This window comes from Chitinophaga ginsengisegetis, assembly GCF_900168065.1.
Classification (GTDB): Bacteria; Bacteroidota; Bacteroidia; order Chitinophagales; family Chitinophagaceae; genus Chitinophaga; species Chitinophaga ginsengisegetis.
The window spans coordinates 1,533,377-1,548,340 of sequence record NZ_FUZZ01000001.1; the positions used below are offsets into that span (position 1 = coordinate 1,533,377).

12 protein-coding genes are annotated in these 14,964 nt (G+C 48.4%); 3 read left to right on the forward strand and 9 right to left on the reverse strand.

Annotated elements, in window-relative coordinates; all coding sequences use genetic code 11:
• Nucleotides 1-3: 3 nt before the first annotated feature.
• Nucleotides 4-1,065, reverse strand: coding sequence for a sensor histidine kinase (locus B5Z18_RS06020; protein ID WP_079468474.1), 1,062 nt, complete (start codon nt 1,063-1,065; stop codon nt 4-6).
• Nucleotides 1,058-1,927, reverse strand: coding sequence for a LytS family sensor histidine kinase (locus B5Z18_RS06025; RefSeq protein ID WP_143313505.1), 870 nt, complete (start codon nt 1,925-1,927; stop codon nt 1,058-1,060). Before B5Z18_RS06025 ends, B5Z18_RS06020 begins: the two co-directional genes overlap by 8 nt.
• 266 nt (nt 1,928-2,193) lie before the next feature.
• Between B5Z18_RS06025 and B5Z18_RS06030 the strand changes: the two genes are divergently transcribed.
• Complete coding sequence (locus B5Z18_RS06030; protein WP_159454208.1) at nt 2,194-3,426, forward strand: TlpA family protein disulfide reductase; 1,233 nt, start codon at nt 2,194-2,196, stop codon at nt 3,424-3,426.
• Between the two features lie 137 nt (nt 3,427-3,563).
• Here B5Z18_RS06030 and B5Z18_RS06035 read toward each other — a convergent pair whose 3' ends face one another.
• The 5 genes from B5Z18_RS06035 to B5Z18_RS06060 form a co-directional block, all read right to left on the reverse strand.
• On the reverse strand, nt 3,564-5,576 hold the full coding sequence (locus B5Z18_RS06035; RefSeq protein ID WP_079468477.1) for a hypothetical protein: 2,013 nt from the start codon (nt 5,574-5,576) through the stop codon (nt 3,564-3,566).
• Nucleotides 5,577-5,700: 124 nt separating this feature from the next.
• Nucleotides 5,701-6,573 (reverse strand): EamA family transporter, encoded by an 873-nt coding sequence (locus B5Z18_RS06040; protein ID WP_079468478.1) that lies wholly within the window; start codon nt 6,571-6,573, stop codon nt 5,701-5,703.
• A gap of 323 nt (nt 6,574-6,896) precedes the next feature.
• Nucleotides 6,897-7,832, reverse strand: a complete 936-nt coding sequence (locus B5Z18_RS06045) for an NADP-dependent oxidoreductase (protein ID WP_079468479.1) — start codon at nt 7,830-7,832, stop codon at nt 6,897-6,899.
• Between the two features lie 224 nt (nt 7,833-8,056).
• A complete protein-coding gene (locus tag B5Z18_RS06055; RefSeq protein WP_079469991.1) occupies nt 8,057-9,286 on the reverse strand; it encodes a PepSY-associated TM helix domain-containing protein in 1,230 nt (409 codons plus the stop codon).
• A gap of 304 nt (nt 9,287-9,590) precedes the next feature.
• Nucleotides 9,591-10,943 carry a TlpA family protein disulfide reductase gene (locus B5Z18_RS06060; protein ID WP_079468481.1) on the reverse strand — a complete coding sequence of 451 codons (1,353 nt, stop codon included), beginning with the start codon at nt 10,941-10,943 and terminating at the stop codon, nt 9,591-9,593.
• Nucleotides 10,944-11,152: 209 nt separating this feature from the next.
• Here B5Z18_RS06060 and B5Z18_RS06065 point away from each other — a divergent pair, with 209 nt between their 5' ends.
• Nucleotides 11,153-12,901, forward strand: coding sequence for an ATP-binding response regulator (locus tag B5Z18_RS06065; protein ID WP_079468482.1), 1,749 nt, complete (start codon nt 11,153-11,155; stop codon nt 12,899-12,901).
• 12 nt (nt 12,902-12,913) lie between these two features.
• On the opposite strand, the gene B5Z18_RS06070 is transcribed toward B5Z18_RS06065, so the two are convergent.
• The gene (locus B5Z18_RS06070; protein ID WP_079469992.1) at nt 12,914-13,645 is read right to left on the reverse strand and encodes a metallophosphoesterase family protein; all 732 of its coding nucleotides are present in this window, start codon (nt 13,643-13,645) and stop codon (nt 12,914-12,916) included.
• 176 nt (nt 13,646-13,821) lie between these two features.
• Between B5Z18_RS06070 and B5Z18_RS06075 the strand changes: the two genes are divergently transcribed.
• Nucleotides 13,822-14,535: a 2OG-Fe(II) oxygenase gene (locus B5Z18_RS06075; RefSeq protein WP_079468483.1), complete on the forward strand. Its 714-nt coding sequence runs from the start codon at nt 13,822-13,824 to the stop codon at nt 14,533-14,535.
• Between the two features lie 3 nt (nt 14,536-14,538).
• Here B5Z18_RS06075 and B5Z18_RS06080 read toward each other — a convergent pair whose 3' ends face one another.
• Entirely contained in the window at nt 14,539-14,961 is a 423-nt protein-coding gene (locus B5Z18_RS06080; protein ID WP_079469993.1) for a secondary thiamine-phosphate synthase enzyme YjbQ, read from the reverse strand.
• Nucleotides 14,962-14,964 lie beyond the last annotated feature (3 nt).

Consider the following 14,964-nt stretch of genomic DNA (forward strand, 5'->3'; position numbering starts at 1 on the left):
TTGTTACCAGTTGACCGTTAAGTTAATGAAATATTCTGCTTTACTTTCGGTGATCTCCAGCTGATGCTGACCGGGATAAATCAGTTGTAAACGTTTCCGCACATTATCCAGTCCGATGCCGCCTGTTTTATCGTGATGAGCGCCGGAAATAAAATTATGCACACTAAACACCAGTTGTTGCTCACTTCCCTGCAACGTAATGGTGACCGGCTTCTCCGGGCGATTAGTGATCCCATGTTTAAAAGCGTTTTCCACGAAAGGCACCAGCAACAGCGGCGCAATACTTTTATCCGGCAGTTGTGCGGGCCAGTTGAAAATAACACCTTGTTCACAACCTGTGCGGATCCGCTGCAGGGCTACAAAATCCTGCAGGTAGCGGATCTCCGCCAATACCGGCTCCCGGCCTTCAATATCAGCCGGCTGATTTACCATATAGGCAAGCAGGTTAGTGAGGGTTTTATTGGCCGGCACTACCTCCGGCGAGCCTGTTAGCGCCAGTGAATAAATGCTGTTCAGACTATTGATAAGAAAATGTGAATTCAGCTGCATCTTTAAAAAACCTGATTCTGCCTGTAATTGCTTCTGTTGTAAAATGGCCCTGCGTTTATCTTCGTCCAGCCACAACATAAAAAGATGTGCGGAAAAAGCGGCTATTATGATGATGGCCCCGCTCCATAATCCGTTTACCAGGTATTGCTGCAGTGTGGTATATATTTCCACCCGTTGCCCCTGTTCTATCCGGTAGCCTCTGTACAATGTTTCTTCCGGGAAGAAGTTTTTTGCCACGGCATACTTCAACAGGATAAATCCCAGCAGTATTGGTATCAGCCAGCTAAACAGTTTTACCACATTTTTCTTTTCCAGGAAAGGTGGCAGGATCCATTTCAGGTAAATGTAAAATTGCATAAAGTTCAGGAAGCCAAATAATCCGTCGTTGATGGTGATGCGCCACATCACCTGCGGAATGTGCCGGGTGGCCATCAGGAGACTCACGCCATATACCAGCAGCATCCATACCAGCAGCAGGAGCAAAAACTGGCTGATATGTTTACGGGCGCTATGCATATAGTTTTATTTTGTGAGCAAGAGCAATGTCGCGCTGTGTGAGTAACAGCGCCAGTTCATGTGTATTCATTTCTACCGTGATATTAATATCGGCGGTTGTGTCTTTGAACTGTTGCAGGCTTTCTTCCGTTAGCTGTTGTAACTGTAGCGGAGCGATGAGGCCCGGATGTTCTTCCCCGGTTACCCGGAGATGTAAATGCGGGGTGGCTATCAGCAATGCGCGCAGGTGGACATACTTCTCAAAATGCACCAGTTCTTTTTTTACTGCCACCCGTTCGTTTTCCAGTGCTTTGTCGTACAACATATACCGCAGCAGGTCGGATAGCAGCAGGATGGCCTGTGTACCTTCGTGTTCGCGTGTCCGTTCATCTTCCAGTACCGGTGTAAGCAACTGCAGGTGGTGAAGCAGTTGCCGCGAGCCGGTGTGCATCCGCTCATACCGTGCATGGGCCTGGGCTGCGGTGACAGCCAGCAGGCGATCGGCAGGATCTGTATTGCGCCATTGCAGGAACAGGTAATAGCCGTATGCCAGCAAAGCCACGCCGGCGCCGGTTTTAAGCGTAGCGGGCAAATAAGTGGTAAACGGCATATACACTTTGGGGAACCCGATGAGCGGGATCATGCCCAGCAGTACCTGGTCGGGGAAAAAGAAATAGCCTGCTGCGTACTTGATCACAGAAAAGATACCGATCAGCAGCAACGTACCGGCAGCTGCTTCCAGGTACTTCCGTTCTTTCAGGGGCCGGGGCAGCCATACAAATGCCAACAGGTAAAACAACTGGAAGTTAATACAGCCATACAACACCTCCCGTACCAGCACCCACTTCATCCCAAAAGATGAAGGCCAGTTTACCCGGATCATAGGAAAAGCGTATAAGAAAATTAACGCCATCCACACGGCGAGATGTACCAGGTACCGGTATGGTTTATATGTGCGTTTACTGTTCAACAAGTGCTGAAGGTACTATATACCCTCTTTGTTTTTCCATAAAACAGCGGGTATTTTTTTGGTCCCCGCCTCCTGCCGGTTCGTACATTATTGTACCCGGTATGTCCATTATCTGTAAGCATCAAAGAAACGATGTTTACTTTGCCGGTACATTCATAAAAAATAAATTACTACCAATAATGAAGAAAGCAGTTTATGCGATGTGCCTACCCGTGGCCCTTTTAGCTGCCCCGTCAGCCCTGCTGGCACAGCAGAACAACGTGGTAAAATCTATCACCGTAAAGGGTACCGTGGAATTTACCGATCCTAAAAGCAGCAGCAATATAATATGGCTGCTGAAAGACAATTTCAGCGGAAAGCCTGTAGTGGTAGATTCCTGCCTGCTGGCGAAAGACAATACCTTCACCTTTAAGATCAAACAGGACCACCAGGGCATTTATACGGTAGACGCCCTTCACTGGGACCGGGCTACTTTCTGGAGCGATGCAGATGTAAAAATGGATCTGAGGGGTTATGATACTTCTTTCTATAAAATTAAAATCCCGCATTATAACTATGTAGAAGGATCTTACGATAACAATTTTATTAACCTGATGACGCTGAACGGTGAGCTGAATTACCGTAGAATGATTGATGAGTACAACATGGAGTATTACGCCAAAAAAGCAACCGATACTACCTGGTACGGATATATGAAAAATACAAAGAAGTATAATCCTATGCGGGAAGATTTCAACATCCGGGAAGAAGTGCTTACCCGCTCCTATGCCGATCGCCCGGTACTGGTATACGCCCTTCGCGGCATGGCAGGCACAGAGGCCGGCGCCAGATACGACAAGGCCATGCAGCTGCTCGACAAGCTCATTGCGCGTTACCCGTGGCTATCTGAAGCCAAACAGCTAAAGCAAACCATTATCACCAATAAAGCGCAGGCGATGAAACTGAAAACCGGTCAGCCTATGCCAACCGTAAAATACCCCGATGCCAACGGTGCACTGGCCGGACTGGAGAAATACAAGGGTAAATACCTGCTGGTAGATTTCTGGGCGAGCTGGTGTGGTCCCTGCCGCCAGGCTATTCCAAAAGTAAAGGAACTGTATGATGAATACAAAGCCAAAGGATTTGAAGTAGTAAGCATCTCCATAGACACAGATAAAAATGCGTGGAAGAAAGCCATGAAAGAAGAAGCAATGCCATGGGATCAGTTACTGAGCGATAACAAGGATAAAACGATGGAACAGTTCCAGTTTTCCGGTATTCCCACGCTTTACCTCGTGGATACGGAAGGTAAAATTATGGAAAGATTCACCGGGTACAGTGATGATGCAGAAGCAAAAATAAAGGAGAGCATTTCCAAAGGCACGAAGGCCAAAGCATCGCAACCAGCAAGCGTTCCGATGACGGGCTTCTGATGATATTACCAACCATTAAAAGGGAAAGAGGCCGTCTTACGGTATGGCGGAGAAAAAGAAGGCGTTTCACATTGCTGTGAAACGCCTTCTCAGATTAAACGCTGTAATAAAAATCGCCCGTCATAAATAACCGGGAATCATTTCACCGGTTTCAGTTCCAGCACTTTCACTTCGAACGGCTCCAGTTCAAACATAATCGTTTCATCACTATCCATTTCGCTTTGTTGTTTTACATCTTCCCTTACATTAAAGACGGAAAATTTTCCATGATAGCCAACCGGTAATTCCAGTACTTCATTTAACCGGAAAGCAACTTTTTTGGTTTCGGGAGATGGGTTTCTCCAGGTCAGGGTGCCTTCCCGGTGGTTCCATGCGGCGAAGCCATACACTTCCTGTTTGCCGGGGTCACCGCCAATCCAATGTACATCGGATAATACATCGCGGTGTTTTTCGGACCAGCGCATGGCCTGGGCCAACACATTCCAGCTGTTGCTGCTCATCAGGTGCGGGTTGATATACAATTCCTGCATGCCGGTACCGTTGCCAAAAAACTCCCAGATATCTTCTGCAATGCCTTTGTCGTCGTTGGTAAAGCCGGCGCCCACGCCATTTTCATTGTTGACTACCACACCGTGATACATCATCGCGTTCAGGGGGTATAGTTTTGCGCGCTGCACTACATTTTTATATACTTCCGCATCGCGGTAGTTGATCCATTGTTGTCTTTTGGTGCCGGCGCCCTGTACATCCATATCGCCGCCGGCGCGCCAGATGGCATCGCCATAGTTAAGCCAGTAGGGAGAAGGCCAGGTGCCTACCGTTAAATTAAAGAAGAGATCGGGTTTCATTTTGCGCAGATCGGTGATGACCCGTAAAAATGCTTCCACGTCTCTGGCATACTTCTTTCCTGCCCCGCTGGCGCCGTTGCCTGCGCCTACGCCGTCGAATTTGAAACTTACCACGCCCTGGTCTTTTACAAAACCGGTCGTTAGTTTTCTGAAATAATCAAAGTAGTTTTTATCTGCCAGGCTTAGGCCATTGTCGTTGGGTGTAAAAGGAAGATGGAGCGTTTTAATGCTGGCAAGGCGACTGATCTTTTCCTGGTCGTAGCCACCCCAGGGCGACACCCATACACCCATTGCGGAATGATATTTAGCGGCCAGCGCTTCCATCTTCTTAAACCCGTTGGGGAGGTGACGGCTGAAATACCAGAGTTTATTATAGTCATCCCAGCCGCTGTCCCACAGGAAGGCGCTGATCTTTGCTTTGCGTTTTACCACGAGGCTGTCGCCAAACAGGCGGATACGGTCCATTGCGTTGGCTTCCGTAATTTCCCTGCCGTCGTAGCCCACATCGTACCAGGAGTTGTAATGCGGGAAAGGACGGTAAGGTACGGCGCGTACTTTTTCCAGGTAGCTGAGGAAGCCGCGACGCAGTTGTTTTTCCGGGGTAATGCCCCAGGCCACACTCACATCAAACCCATTACCGGAGCGCAGTGTGGCAGATGCCGCTACGGTGCTTTGAACGCCTTTATCTGTTACACGTCCCTGCGCCATCGGATGTTCCAGGGCGAAGAAGTTGTTGCCGGCTATAACCGGCGAGCCATCCACTGTGCCGGAGAGTTGCGGCTGATACGCCGATGGAACATTTACCAGTAGCAGTTCATCCACGGCAGACGCAGGGTCGGTGATATGAAAATGTTGCTGAATAAAGTTACAGCTATCATGTAAAGTGATCTGCCAGATCACGTGGATATCCTTTGCGGTATTTACCAATGTAAAGGTGAGTTGTTTACCCGGCAGACGGTCTATCAGCCTTACTGCGGCCCGTGAGGAAGCGATGTTACCCGCGTCTTTTGTGCTAACCTGGAAATCGGAGGCAGTTAATATGGTACCATCTTTCAATTTTAATTCAAACAAATTAGGTTGAGGAAAGGAGATGGTTTTTGCAGACAGTTTATCGGTGAATGCCACCTGTTGCAGATGGTTTTTCGATACGCTTACTTTCACTTCCAGGATATTATTTCCCAGTGTATTGGTGGCAGGCTGCGCCACTGCTGCCGCCGGGGCGGTACCGGCATAATACACCTGTGCAGATAAAGATAAACGGGAGAGCAGTAATGCGGCAATAAAAACGGATCTTCTTTTCATGGGTTGCAGCTGTTGAACGGAGGATAATGTTAGGCGATTTCAGTGGACTTTTCCGGCACAAACGATTGCGTGAAATTCGTGGCAGCATGAAAAAAGGACCGGGCAAAATGCCCGGTCCCCTCCTCTATTTGCGGAAATAATGTGCATTGAGCTGCAACATCGACAGCAGCATTAGTGCAACGCCCGCCCACTGCAGGCCGTTCACCGGTTCATGCAGGATAAAATGCGAGCATACAATGGCTACCGGCAATTCGGCGGTCATGATCACGGCGCTGATACCCGCACCTACTTTAGGGATTCCTTTTGCAAACAGCAATGGCGGAATAATGGTGCCAAAAAGCGACAGGAACAGCGCCCACTTTAGCAGCCCTATATCGAAGTGAGTGCTCGCCACCAGTTGCGGCGCATTCACGAGGAAGATGCACAGCGTGGACCCGGTGATGGTGGCCGCGCTTTTCTTACCGGCATCGAGCGATTTGCCTGCGCGGCTGTTGACAATCACATACACTGCATATAAAAAAGCGGAGGCGCCGGCATACAGCATGCCTTTCACCGACAGCCCGGCTAGGCCGCCGCCAGCCAATCCGCTGCCCATCCAGGTTCCCACCAGGATCAGTATGGTGGTGATAAGCTGTAATGCGGATGGCTTCTTTTTAAACAGCAGTGCTTCCATCAGCAGGCCAATCCAGGTGAACTGCATCAGGATCACGATGGCTACTGATGCCGGTATATAAGCCACTGACACATAATATACGAAACTGGTAAGGCCAATACATCCGCCTGTAATCAGCATCCAGGCCCAATCGCGAAGCTTCATGGGGTGGCGTTGCCGCCGGGTGATGAGATACAGGAGCCATAAAACAATCATGCCTGTAAAGGCTTGTGTAACGGATATTTCCGCGGCAGTATAGCCTTCGCGGTAGGCTAATTTTACAAAAGTAGAGAGGATGCCGAAGCTGCATGCGCCGGCGAAAACCATTAATATATACCTGGTCATTATTTTCGGTTGTGTAAAAAAATAAGAGAGAATACGGGTACACGAAAATAACCAGGTCAATAAACAGACTTAGTGCATATAAATGACGAACTGATTCCTGCAACAGGAATAGCTAAGAGCCGTAGTAATGCTGGTTATTTTGCGAACAAAACAACAACAGCAGGAGGAGGTGTGCTTGAATAAATACGGTGCATTTGTGCTTGATTATGGGGCACAAGATAGAAATATTTCTTTACATCTCTCTAAAAAAATCAACAGCGCCGGCGGCCGGGCCACCGCCTGTGTAAACTGCGCTGCTGTTATAATGGGATCGTTACTAACGGTTAAACCCGTACGATAATTTTACCTACTGTTCTGCCGGTTTCTATCTGGAGATGTGCCTGCTTCATTTCCTCCAGGGAAAACGTTTTGGACACGATGGACCTGAGCAGGCCCTGCTCCATCAAAGCAGCGATGCTGGCCATTTCTGCCCCGTTGGAAGCCACCAGGATGAAAAAGCCGATCATGCCTTTCGCTTCCGCTTTGGCAGTTACAGCCTCCCGGAAACCGGAAGGAATGCTGATGATGGTGGCGCCGGGTTTCATTACTTCGAGCGACTGATCAATGGTATCGCCGCCGATGGTATCGAGCACAAAATCGACCTCCGGTACGTGGTCTGTTAACCGCTGGTTGTGATAATCGATATGCTCATCTGCACCCAATCCCAGGATTACGTCTTTATTGGCAGCAGAAGAAGTACCGATAACATACGCACCGAGGCGTTTGGCCAGCTGCACTGCATAATGACCAACACCACCCGCAGCTGCATGGATCAGCACTTTCTGGCCGGGCCTTATGCTGGCATGATCTATCAATGCCTGCCAGGCGGTAAGCGCCGCCAGGGTAGCTGCAGCCGCTTCCTCATGGGAGATGTTCGCCGGCTTTAACGCCAGGTGCGCCGCCGGTGCAGCCACATATTCTGCGTAGGCACGGCCGTGACCGGGAAAATTGACCATTCCGAATACTTCGTCGTTTTCCTTGAACAGCGGCGAGTTGGAGGCTACTACCACACCGGAAATATCCCAACCCAGGATCAGGGGGTTTTCCTCTTTCAGGATGTTGTACCGGCCATTGCCGGCACGGGTTTTAACATCTACCGGGTTAATGCTGATGGCCTTTACTTTTACCAGCACTTCGGCTTCAGCCGGTACAGGTACCGGCAGGTCCGTAAGTACTAAGTTATCTACGCTTCCTGCGCTATTCAAAACAATTGCTTTCATATTCCAGGATTTATAAGCGCAAATTTATACCTATAATGCCGCTATTCCCCTGTACATTAATAGTATAATTCTGTACATTTCCTGTATCAATACCGGTTGATGATCCTTCTTTATGGCAGTATGACACTCTTTATCTCCACTGGTGTGAGCTGAAGGCGATGGTAAGGGTACCAAATGAATGATACCCTTCTTTTCTGAATCTATATATCCGGGGAACATTTGTTTTATGCCGCTGCTGTTTGCGCCTTCTTTTTTACCGGCGCCGGCGTTTTCTTTTTCCGGCCTTTACCCCACCAGATAATAAACCCGGTGATGGGCAATGTGGCGCCGATCAGGCTGGCGAAAAATGCCATGAACTTACCGGGCAAACCCAGGATGCTGCCTACGTGGATATCATAGTTCATTCGCCTGAGCTTAGCGCCAAATTCAGCTTCTTCGAAGCGCTGTTCATATAATTTATTACCGGTAAGCGGTTCCAACGTGTGCTGATCAAATACGTACCGCTGATTGTTGTAGTACTGTCCTTTTTCAGGATATACAATAACGGTAATAGAAGCCGTGGCTTTGGACGTATCCGGGAAGGCCATGTAAAAACCGGATGCCTCCGGATGTTTATCCACCGCTGTTTTCCAGGCGATGTCCATTTTCTGGCCGAGGTTATCATAGCGTTTTTTGCCAGCCTGCAGGGAGTCGGATTTCAGCTCCCTGAATTCCGGGAGTGTTTTTCCACCGGAAGTAGCCCAATAGAGACTTTTGCTCCACCATTCAAGACCGTATACCATACCGGTAACGCCTATAGCAAAAAGTACCAGCAGTGCGTAAAAGCCCAGTACATTATGCAGATCGTAGTTGACCCGTTTGAAGCTGGCGCCCCACTTTATTTTAAAGCTTTGGTTACGGGTACTTTTATTCCATCTTTTCGGCCACCATAATACCAGGCCGCTGATGAGGGTGATTACGCAGATCAGGGTGCTGTAGTTCACAATAGGGCGGCCGATCTTAAACGGCAGCCAGAGGAAGCGGTGCCCGTTAAGCACCCATCTGAAGAAATTCAGTTCTCCTTCTTTACGGTTTACTTTATTGATCACCGCGCCGGTGTAGGGGTTCAGCTTCAGGGTAGAACCTCCTCTCCTCGCGCCGATGTTGGCTTCCACTGCTTTGCCTTCTTTATAAAGTACATATCCTACGGATTTGCCGGGATATTCTTTCGCTGCTACTTCCAGGATCTTTGAAGGAGCGATGAGCGGCTGCGACTGCACCGGAACATTTGCTTCCGGCTCCATCCAGCCGGTTATTTCCTCATTGAATACATAGATGCACCCTGTTATACATACGATCACTACTATAATACCGGAAGCAATGCCCAGCCACAAATGCAGCCAGGCGGAGATGCGGTAAAACAGCGACCGGGAGTTTGCTTTTTTCCCGGCCATTTTCTTTGAACTTGCATTCATATTTTTCTGCATAAAAAGTAATATCAATAATCTGCTTTGGCGATTGCCGTCATCTTTCCGCCATTAACCGTGAGCGCAACTGAAGCTTTAGTTTTCTGATATACATTTTAAACAGCTTTTATTGAAACGATGTACAGGCAAGGGCATAAGGTATCCGGGTATTCAGCATACAGCATACTTACAGGTATCTGACCTCCTGCAAAAGTAGACGTATATTGCTCAAAGCATTTTCGATATCGGGAATTTTTCGGGGGATTTATTTTTCCGGATTGCGACAGCTGTTTTTTTCAACTATCCATATACGTTAGTGCAGTGCGGCTTTCAGCTGTTCCGCCACAGCAGAGGTATAACCGGGCATGGCAATTATTTCGCGTTTTTTATTAAGAAGGATATAGGTGGGGTAGCCGGTAAGCTGCAATTTATCGGGATAACCGCCGGTGCGGCCGTTGTACAGCGACAGTACCCCGGGAACCCTTTCGCGTTTATCCAGGAATGCTTTCATTGCCTGAAGATTGTCGTCAACTGAAACAGTAACAATGGTTAGTTTGCCGTTGCATTGGCTGATCCATGCGGGAAAGCTTTTCATTCCTTCCACGCAGCCCCAGCACCAGGTGGCCCAGAAGTCGACCAGGATAAGATCGGATTTGATATCTCCAAAATTCACGGTTTCATTCTTTTCATTTTTCAGAGTCAGCAGCGGAAACTTATTCCCGATGCGGGCGCGGGTATTTTCCGAGATAACACGGGAAAGCATGTTCCTGATGCGGAGGTTGGAGAGGCTATCCGGGATGGTGGTGTGGATACGGCGCGACAGTTCATCTTTCAGCTCCGGCTCGCGGCTGATGCGGTATGCCTGGTTGCAGCCGGCTACCAGTGCCAGTTGTTGCAGCTGCGGCGATTTAAAGTAAGCAGCTTCGTGGGTCACCTTATCAATGAGTTGACCGGGGTTTCCTTTGTATCGCTGATGGGCCAGGTAAAGTATTCTTATCATCATATCATTTCCCAGCAGCTCCATATAAAACGGATTTCTTTCCTGGATAGGTGGGCTATTGAAATAATCATTCTCAAAATGATCCATCAAACCAATGGTATCCGGCAGCTGACGGATAAATGCCAGGTAATAGCCCGCCGCATCATAGCGCAGCAGCGGGTAAGCTGCTGATGTAGTATCTCCGGTATATTTTAATACTATGTTGTGAAAGCGCTGAAAAACGGTATCTGCCGGCATGGTTAGCCGGAAATTACCGGTGGTATCCACAAATAAGGAATACCAGTTTTTCAGTAGCTCCTGTTCCATGTTATGCAGGAGCTGGTTCACGGGAACGCCGGCCGCATCAGTTATTGCAAGCTGGCTGGTAGTATCCCGGATGGTATAGGCGCCGCCCGGCAGTGCAAAAAAGGACAGCGACCTGTTTTCCACCAGCAGTTTTAGCAATGGGCCGCAGGAATCCGTTACGGTTACCCGGAAATTTCCCGCGCCGTTTGTATGTACTTTTAGTATTTCCACCGGTGCTTTACTGATATAATCAGCATAGCCGTACAGGGTGACAAGGCTGTGCGGATTGGCTGGTAGCTGCCCCTCAATAACGATGGCGCCTTTCCCCGCCACGGGTATGATAAACAGCCAGATGACCAGGTAAAACAAACAGACATTCATCTACATAATAATTTAAATATGAAAGTAGTGTTTATAACTGACAAAAAAATGTGCGTTAATTGTTCAAATCTTCACCCGGTAATTTTAAACCTCTGTTAAAACAAGAATGTTGTTTACAAAGAATTTACACTTGATAATCTACATTCTTCTACCTTGAATGCGTCAGGAAAGAAAAACCTGCAACCCCTTAACATGAAAACCTGGATTTTATGAAAAACAACATTACCCTTACCAGGATGAACAGCCGTAATGCGGAGGCAAACGAAACAAAGGAACGGATTATAAAGATTGTCAATTCCCTGGCTATAAGCGCCAGCCTGCTGGCATTTACGCTTGGATGCCTGTTATATTATATGACCGGCTACGGGATTATTTTTTACCCGGCCATGCTGGAAAGCGCCCTCTTTCTTTCCACGCTGCTGATTACCCGGTACAGTAAACCGGTTTACGGGAAACAGTTAATGTTCTTATTACACAGTATTTCTATCTGGTTTTTTGGCGTGTTGCTGGGACCTGCTTCCCAGATCTACCTGTTTGCCCCCTTTCTTGCTTTTTGTGTATTCCTGGTATTTGAAAAGCCGTTGTCGCAGGTACTGGCGCTTGTTGCCAGCGCGGTAGTAATGATACTGGTGGTGCTTAATTTCAGGTACCCGGTCATTGCTTCACTTCCACTTAGTAAGGAAACCGAATTATACTTACACTGGCTGGTGATCATTGCTGCCACTTTCCTGAACGGAACGGCCCTGTATTATTTTGCAAAGGAAAGCAGGTTTCAGAATAAACAACTCAAATCACTGGTAAACCAGCTTGACAAAGCCAACCAGGCCATGCGCATCTATGTGCGTGAAACCACACACGAAATAAGATCCCCATTAAATGTGGTGAACAGCATCCTGCAAAATTATATTGAAACAGCCGACCAGGGAAAAAAGACGGTACAGGTAGGCATTGCCCACCTGGAAGCAGTACATTTTGCCTGCCAGGATATGCAGCTGGTGATGAGCAACGCGTTGGGGTGGGCGAAAATTGAGGAAGGAAAAGATGAGATCTGTCATTCGCCGTTCCACTTCAGCGACTGGGTACAGCATTTATGCGACACCTATGAATACCTCGCCAAAAGAAGATCTGTACATATAAACATTTCATTGAGCGACAACCTGCCGGAGTATATCCTGGCAGACAAATCCAAGCTTCGCACCATTATCGTGAATCTGCTCAGCAATGCCATTAAGTTTACCACGTTCCGGTCGATCATTACCGTGAAGGCCGGCATGAAAAACAACCAGCTGGTGGTTTCCGTAACCGATCAGGGGGTGGGCATTTCCGCCGACCGGAAGGAACACATCTTTGATCCGTATGTGAGTGAACCGGGGCAACATACAGAATCCAGCGGGCTTGGACTGCCCATTGCCCGGCATATGGCCCGCATGATGGGAGGCGATCTCTCCGTAACAGATAACCCGGATGGCGGCGGCAGCATCTTTACGCTGCGGATGCCGGTGGAAATTACGACGCCCCCTCCTGCTACCGATCATATCATCGACTATTCCATATTAAACGGGTTGAAAGTACTGGTAGTAGACGACGACCACCTGAACCACCTCGCGTTTTCACTGGCGCTGAAACGCATGGGTATAGAAGCGATCCTGGCCGATTCCGGTCCGCAGGGACTTACCAAAGCGCGGCTGCATCAACCGGATGCGATATTAATGGACATGATCATGCCCTATACCAGCGGCGTGGAAATGTTGTCGCAGTTCAGGGCCGACCGCCAGCTGCGGCAGATCCCCTTTATACTGGTATCCGGCAATGCCTATAGTGAAGTAAAGGAAGAAGTGATTGCTTCCGGCGCAGATGGATTTTTAAGCAAGCCGGTAAATATTGAACAACTATATACGATATTGAGAGACCTGGTAATCATGGCGGATACTACCGGGCCGGTTTCAATTGCCAGGTAGCCCTGATACATCCTACACTTTATCGCTCCCCGCTAAAAAATGTGCATAGAAATCCGGGATGGGACTGTTCCGGATGCCGGCTATTGTTTCCTCCACCGGGTACGGCACTTTGCGGATAACCGGCATAATTTCGCTGCCGGTAACCGTTAGTTGCAGGTAAGCAGCCAACCGGTCTTTTTCCTTTGACCTGCCTACGGAACCGGTGTTGATCACCATTTTTCCCGCCGCTTTCAGCGGGCGTATATAAGAGAGATGGGTATGCCCGGTCACCATAATATCTGCATGATGTTCGTCCATCATTCCCAGCAAATCGTTTTCATCATGATTGTGGTAGAGGTATTCATCGTTGCTCCGGGTGCTGCCGTGTACCAGTAATACTTTTAGGCCGGCAACATCCATCTGTATAGAACGCGGCAGTTCTGCGAGGAAAGCTGCATGTTGCGGCATGATGGTTTCTTTTGTATAGTTGATAGCCCGGAGCCGCGCTGCCTGTTCTTCCGGCGTGTGTTTACTGAGCGGATATACAGGATGATCAAAGGCAATGCGTTCATCATGATTACCCATAATTACCGGGATGTTCTTTTGCCGGATCAGGTCTATTACTTCATTGTGCCACGGCGCCGCATCTGTAAGATCCCCCAGGCAATATACCTGGTGGGCGCCAAACTGTTCTATGTCTTCCGATACTGATATCAACGCAGGCAGGTTTGCGTGGATATCACTGATGATGGCCAACTTCAACATTCCATTGTTCATTTTGATATTTGCAACGTTACAATTTAATTTATGCGTTGCATATTTCACGCAATAATAAACCCTGAAAAATACAATTGTTCCGTTAAATAGTACCATTCGCAAGAACCGGGTTTTCTGTGATGGCCCGTGCAGCTATTTTTGTATCTCCATAAAAAAAACACCAGATGAAAGATATTAAAAAGCGGTTGCTGGCGCACGACTGGCAGCACGCCACAGCACAGTTGAACGATCATGGCTATACCTTGCTGAAAGGCATGCTGGGCAAAGAGGAATGTGATTCGCTGATCAATGCCTACCAGGCAGATGACACCTATCGTAAAACCATTGTGATGGAGCGTTACCGTTTTGGGAAAGGAGAATATAAATACTTTCAGTATCCGCTGCCGGAACTGATTACCACTATCCGCGAAACGGTGTACCCGTTTATTGCGCCGGTAGCGAACAAATGGATGGAGGTATTAAATATTACGCAGCGGTACCCTGCTACGCATACAGCGTTAAAAGAACATTGCCATGCCAACGGACAAACAAAGCCTACTATCCTGATCCTCAAATACTGCCAGGATGGCTTTAACACGTTGCATCAGGATCTGTACGGCGATATTTATTTCCCCATGCAACTGGTGGTATTCCTGAATGAGCCGGAAGAAGATTATACCGGGGGCGAGTTTGTATTAACAGAACAGATTCCGCGGGCGCAGTCCAAAGCCAATGTGCTACGGCCACAGCGTGGCGACATGCTGATATTTACCACCAATTTCCGGCCCGTAAAAGGCAGCAAGGGATATTACCGTGTGAACATGAAGCATGGCGTAAGCCCGGTGCATACCGGCAACCGGCATACGCTGGGCATTATTTTTCATGATGCGTTAAGCTGATTGTTATTCGCCCCATGCGGTGAGCAGCAGGTTCCGCGGGCCGCCATAGTTGCGGTGTTCGCAGAGGTACACGCCTTGCCAGGTGCCTAATGCGGGGCGTCCGTTGCGGATAGGGATCATAACAGAACTGCCCAGCAAGGCCGCTTTCAGGTGTGCCGGCATATCGTCGGACCCTTCATCATCGTGCAGGTATTCCGGATCATTTTCGGGGACTGCTTTATTGAAATACATTTCAAAATCTTTCCGCACGGTGGGGTCTGCATTTTCATTCAGGGTGAGTGATGCGGAAGTATGCTGGATAAATACCTGCAGCATCCCCGTTTTTATTTCGGAGAGTTGTGGAAATGCCTGTATGATTTCTGTGGTGATAATATGAAACCCTCTTCTTCTTTGCTGTAGCTGTAATGCCTGCTGGAATATTTTCATGCC

Bases quoted from the DNA above. Each gene is read 5' to 3' on its own strand.
- B5Z18_RS06035 (WP_079468477.1), bottom strand. From the start codon at position 5,576: ATGAAAAGAAGATCCGTTTTTATTGCCGCATTACTGCTCTCCCGTTTA.
- B5Z18_RS06045 (WP_079468479.1), bottom strand. From the start codon at position 7,832: ATGAAAGCAATTGTTTTGAATAGCGCAGGAAGCGTAGATAACTTAGTA.
- B5Z18_RS06055 (WP_079469991.1), bottom strand. From the start codon at position 9,286: ATGAATGCAAGTTCAAAGAAAATGGCCGGGAAAAAAGCAAACTCCCGG.
- B5Z18_RS06070 (WP_079469992.1), bottom strand. From the start codon at position 13,645: ATGTTGAAGTTGGCCATCATCAGTGATATCCACGCAAACCTGCCTGCG.
- B5Z18_RS06080 (WP_079469993.1), bottom strand. From the start codon at position 14,961: ATGAAAATATTCCAGCAGGCATTACAGCTACAGCAAAGAAGAAGAGGG.
- B5Z18_RS06020 (WP_079468474.1), bottom strand. From the start codon at position 1,065: ATGCATAGCGCCCGTAAACATATCAGCCAGTTTTTGCTCCTGCTGCTG.
- B5Z18_RS06025 (WP_143313505.1), bottom strand. From the start codon at position 1,927: ATGATCCGGGTAAACTGGCCTTCATCTTTTGGGATGAAGTGGGTGCTG.
- B5Z18_RS06065 (WP_079468482.1), top strand. From the start codon at position 11,153: ATGAAAAACAACATTACCCTTACCAGGATGAACAGCCGTAATGCGGAG.
- B5Z18_RS06040 (WP_079468478.1), bottom strand. From the start codon at position 6,573: ATGACCAGGTATATATTAATGGTTTTCGCCGGCGCATGCAGCTTCGGC.
- B5Z18_RS06030 (WP_159454208.1), top strand. From the start codon at position 2,194: ATGAAGAAAGCAGTTTATGCGATGTGCCTACCCGTGGCCCTTTTAGCT.
- B5Z18_RS06060 (WP_079468481.1), bottom strand. From the start codon at position 10,943: ATGAATGTCTGTTTGTTTTACCTGGTCATCTGGCTGTTTATCATACCC.
- B5Z18_RS06075 (WP_079468483.1), top strand. From the start codon at position 13,822: ATGAAAGATATTAAAAAGCGGTTGCTGGCGCACGACTGGCAGCACGCC.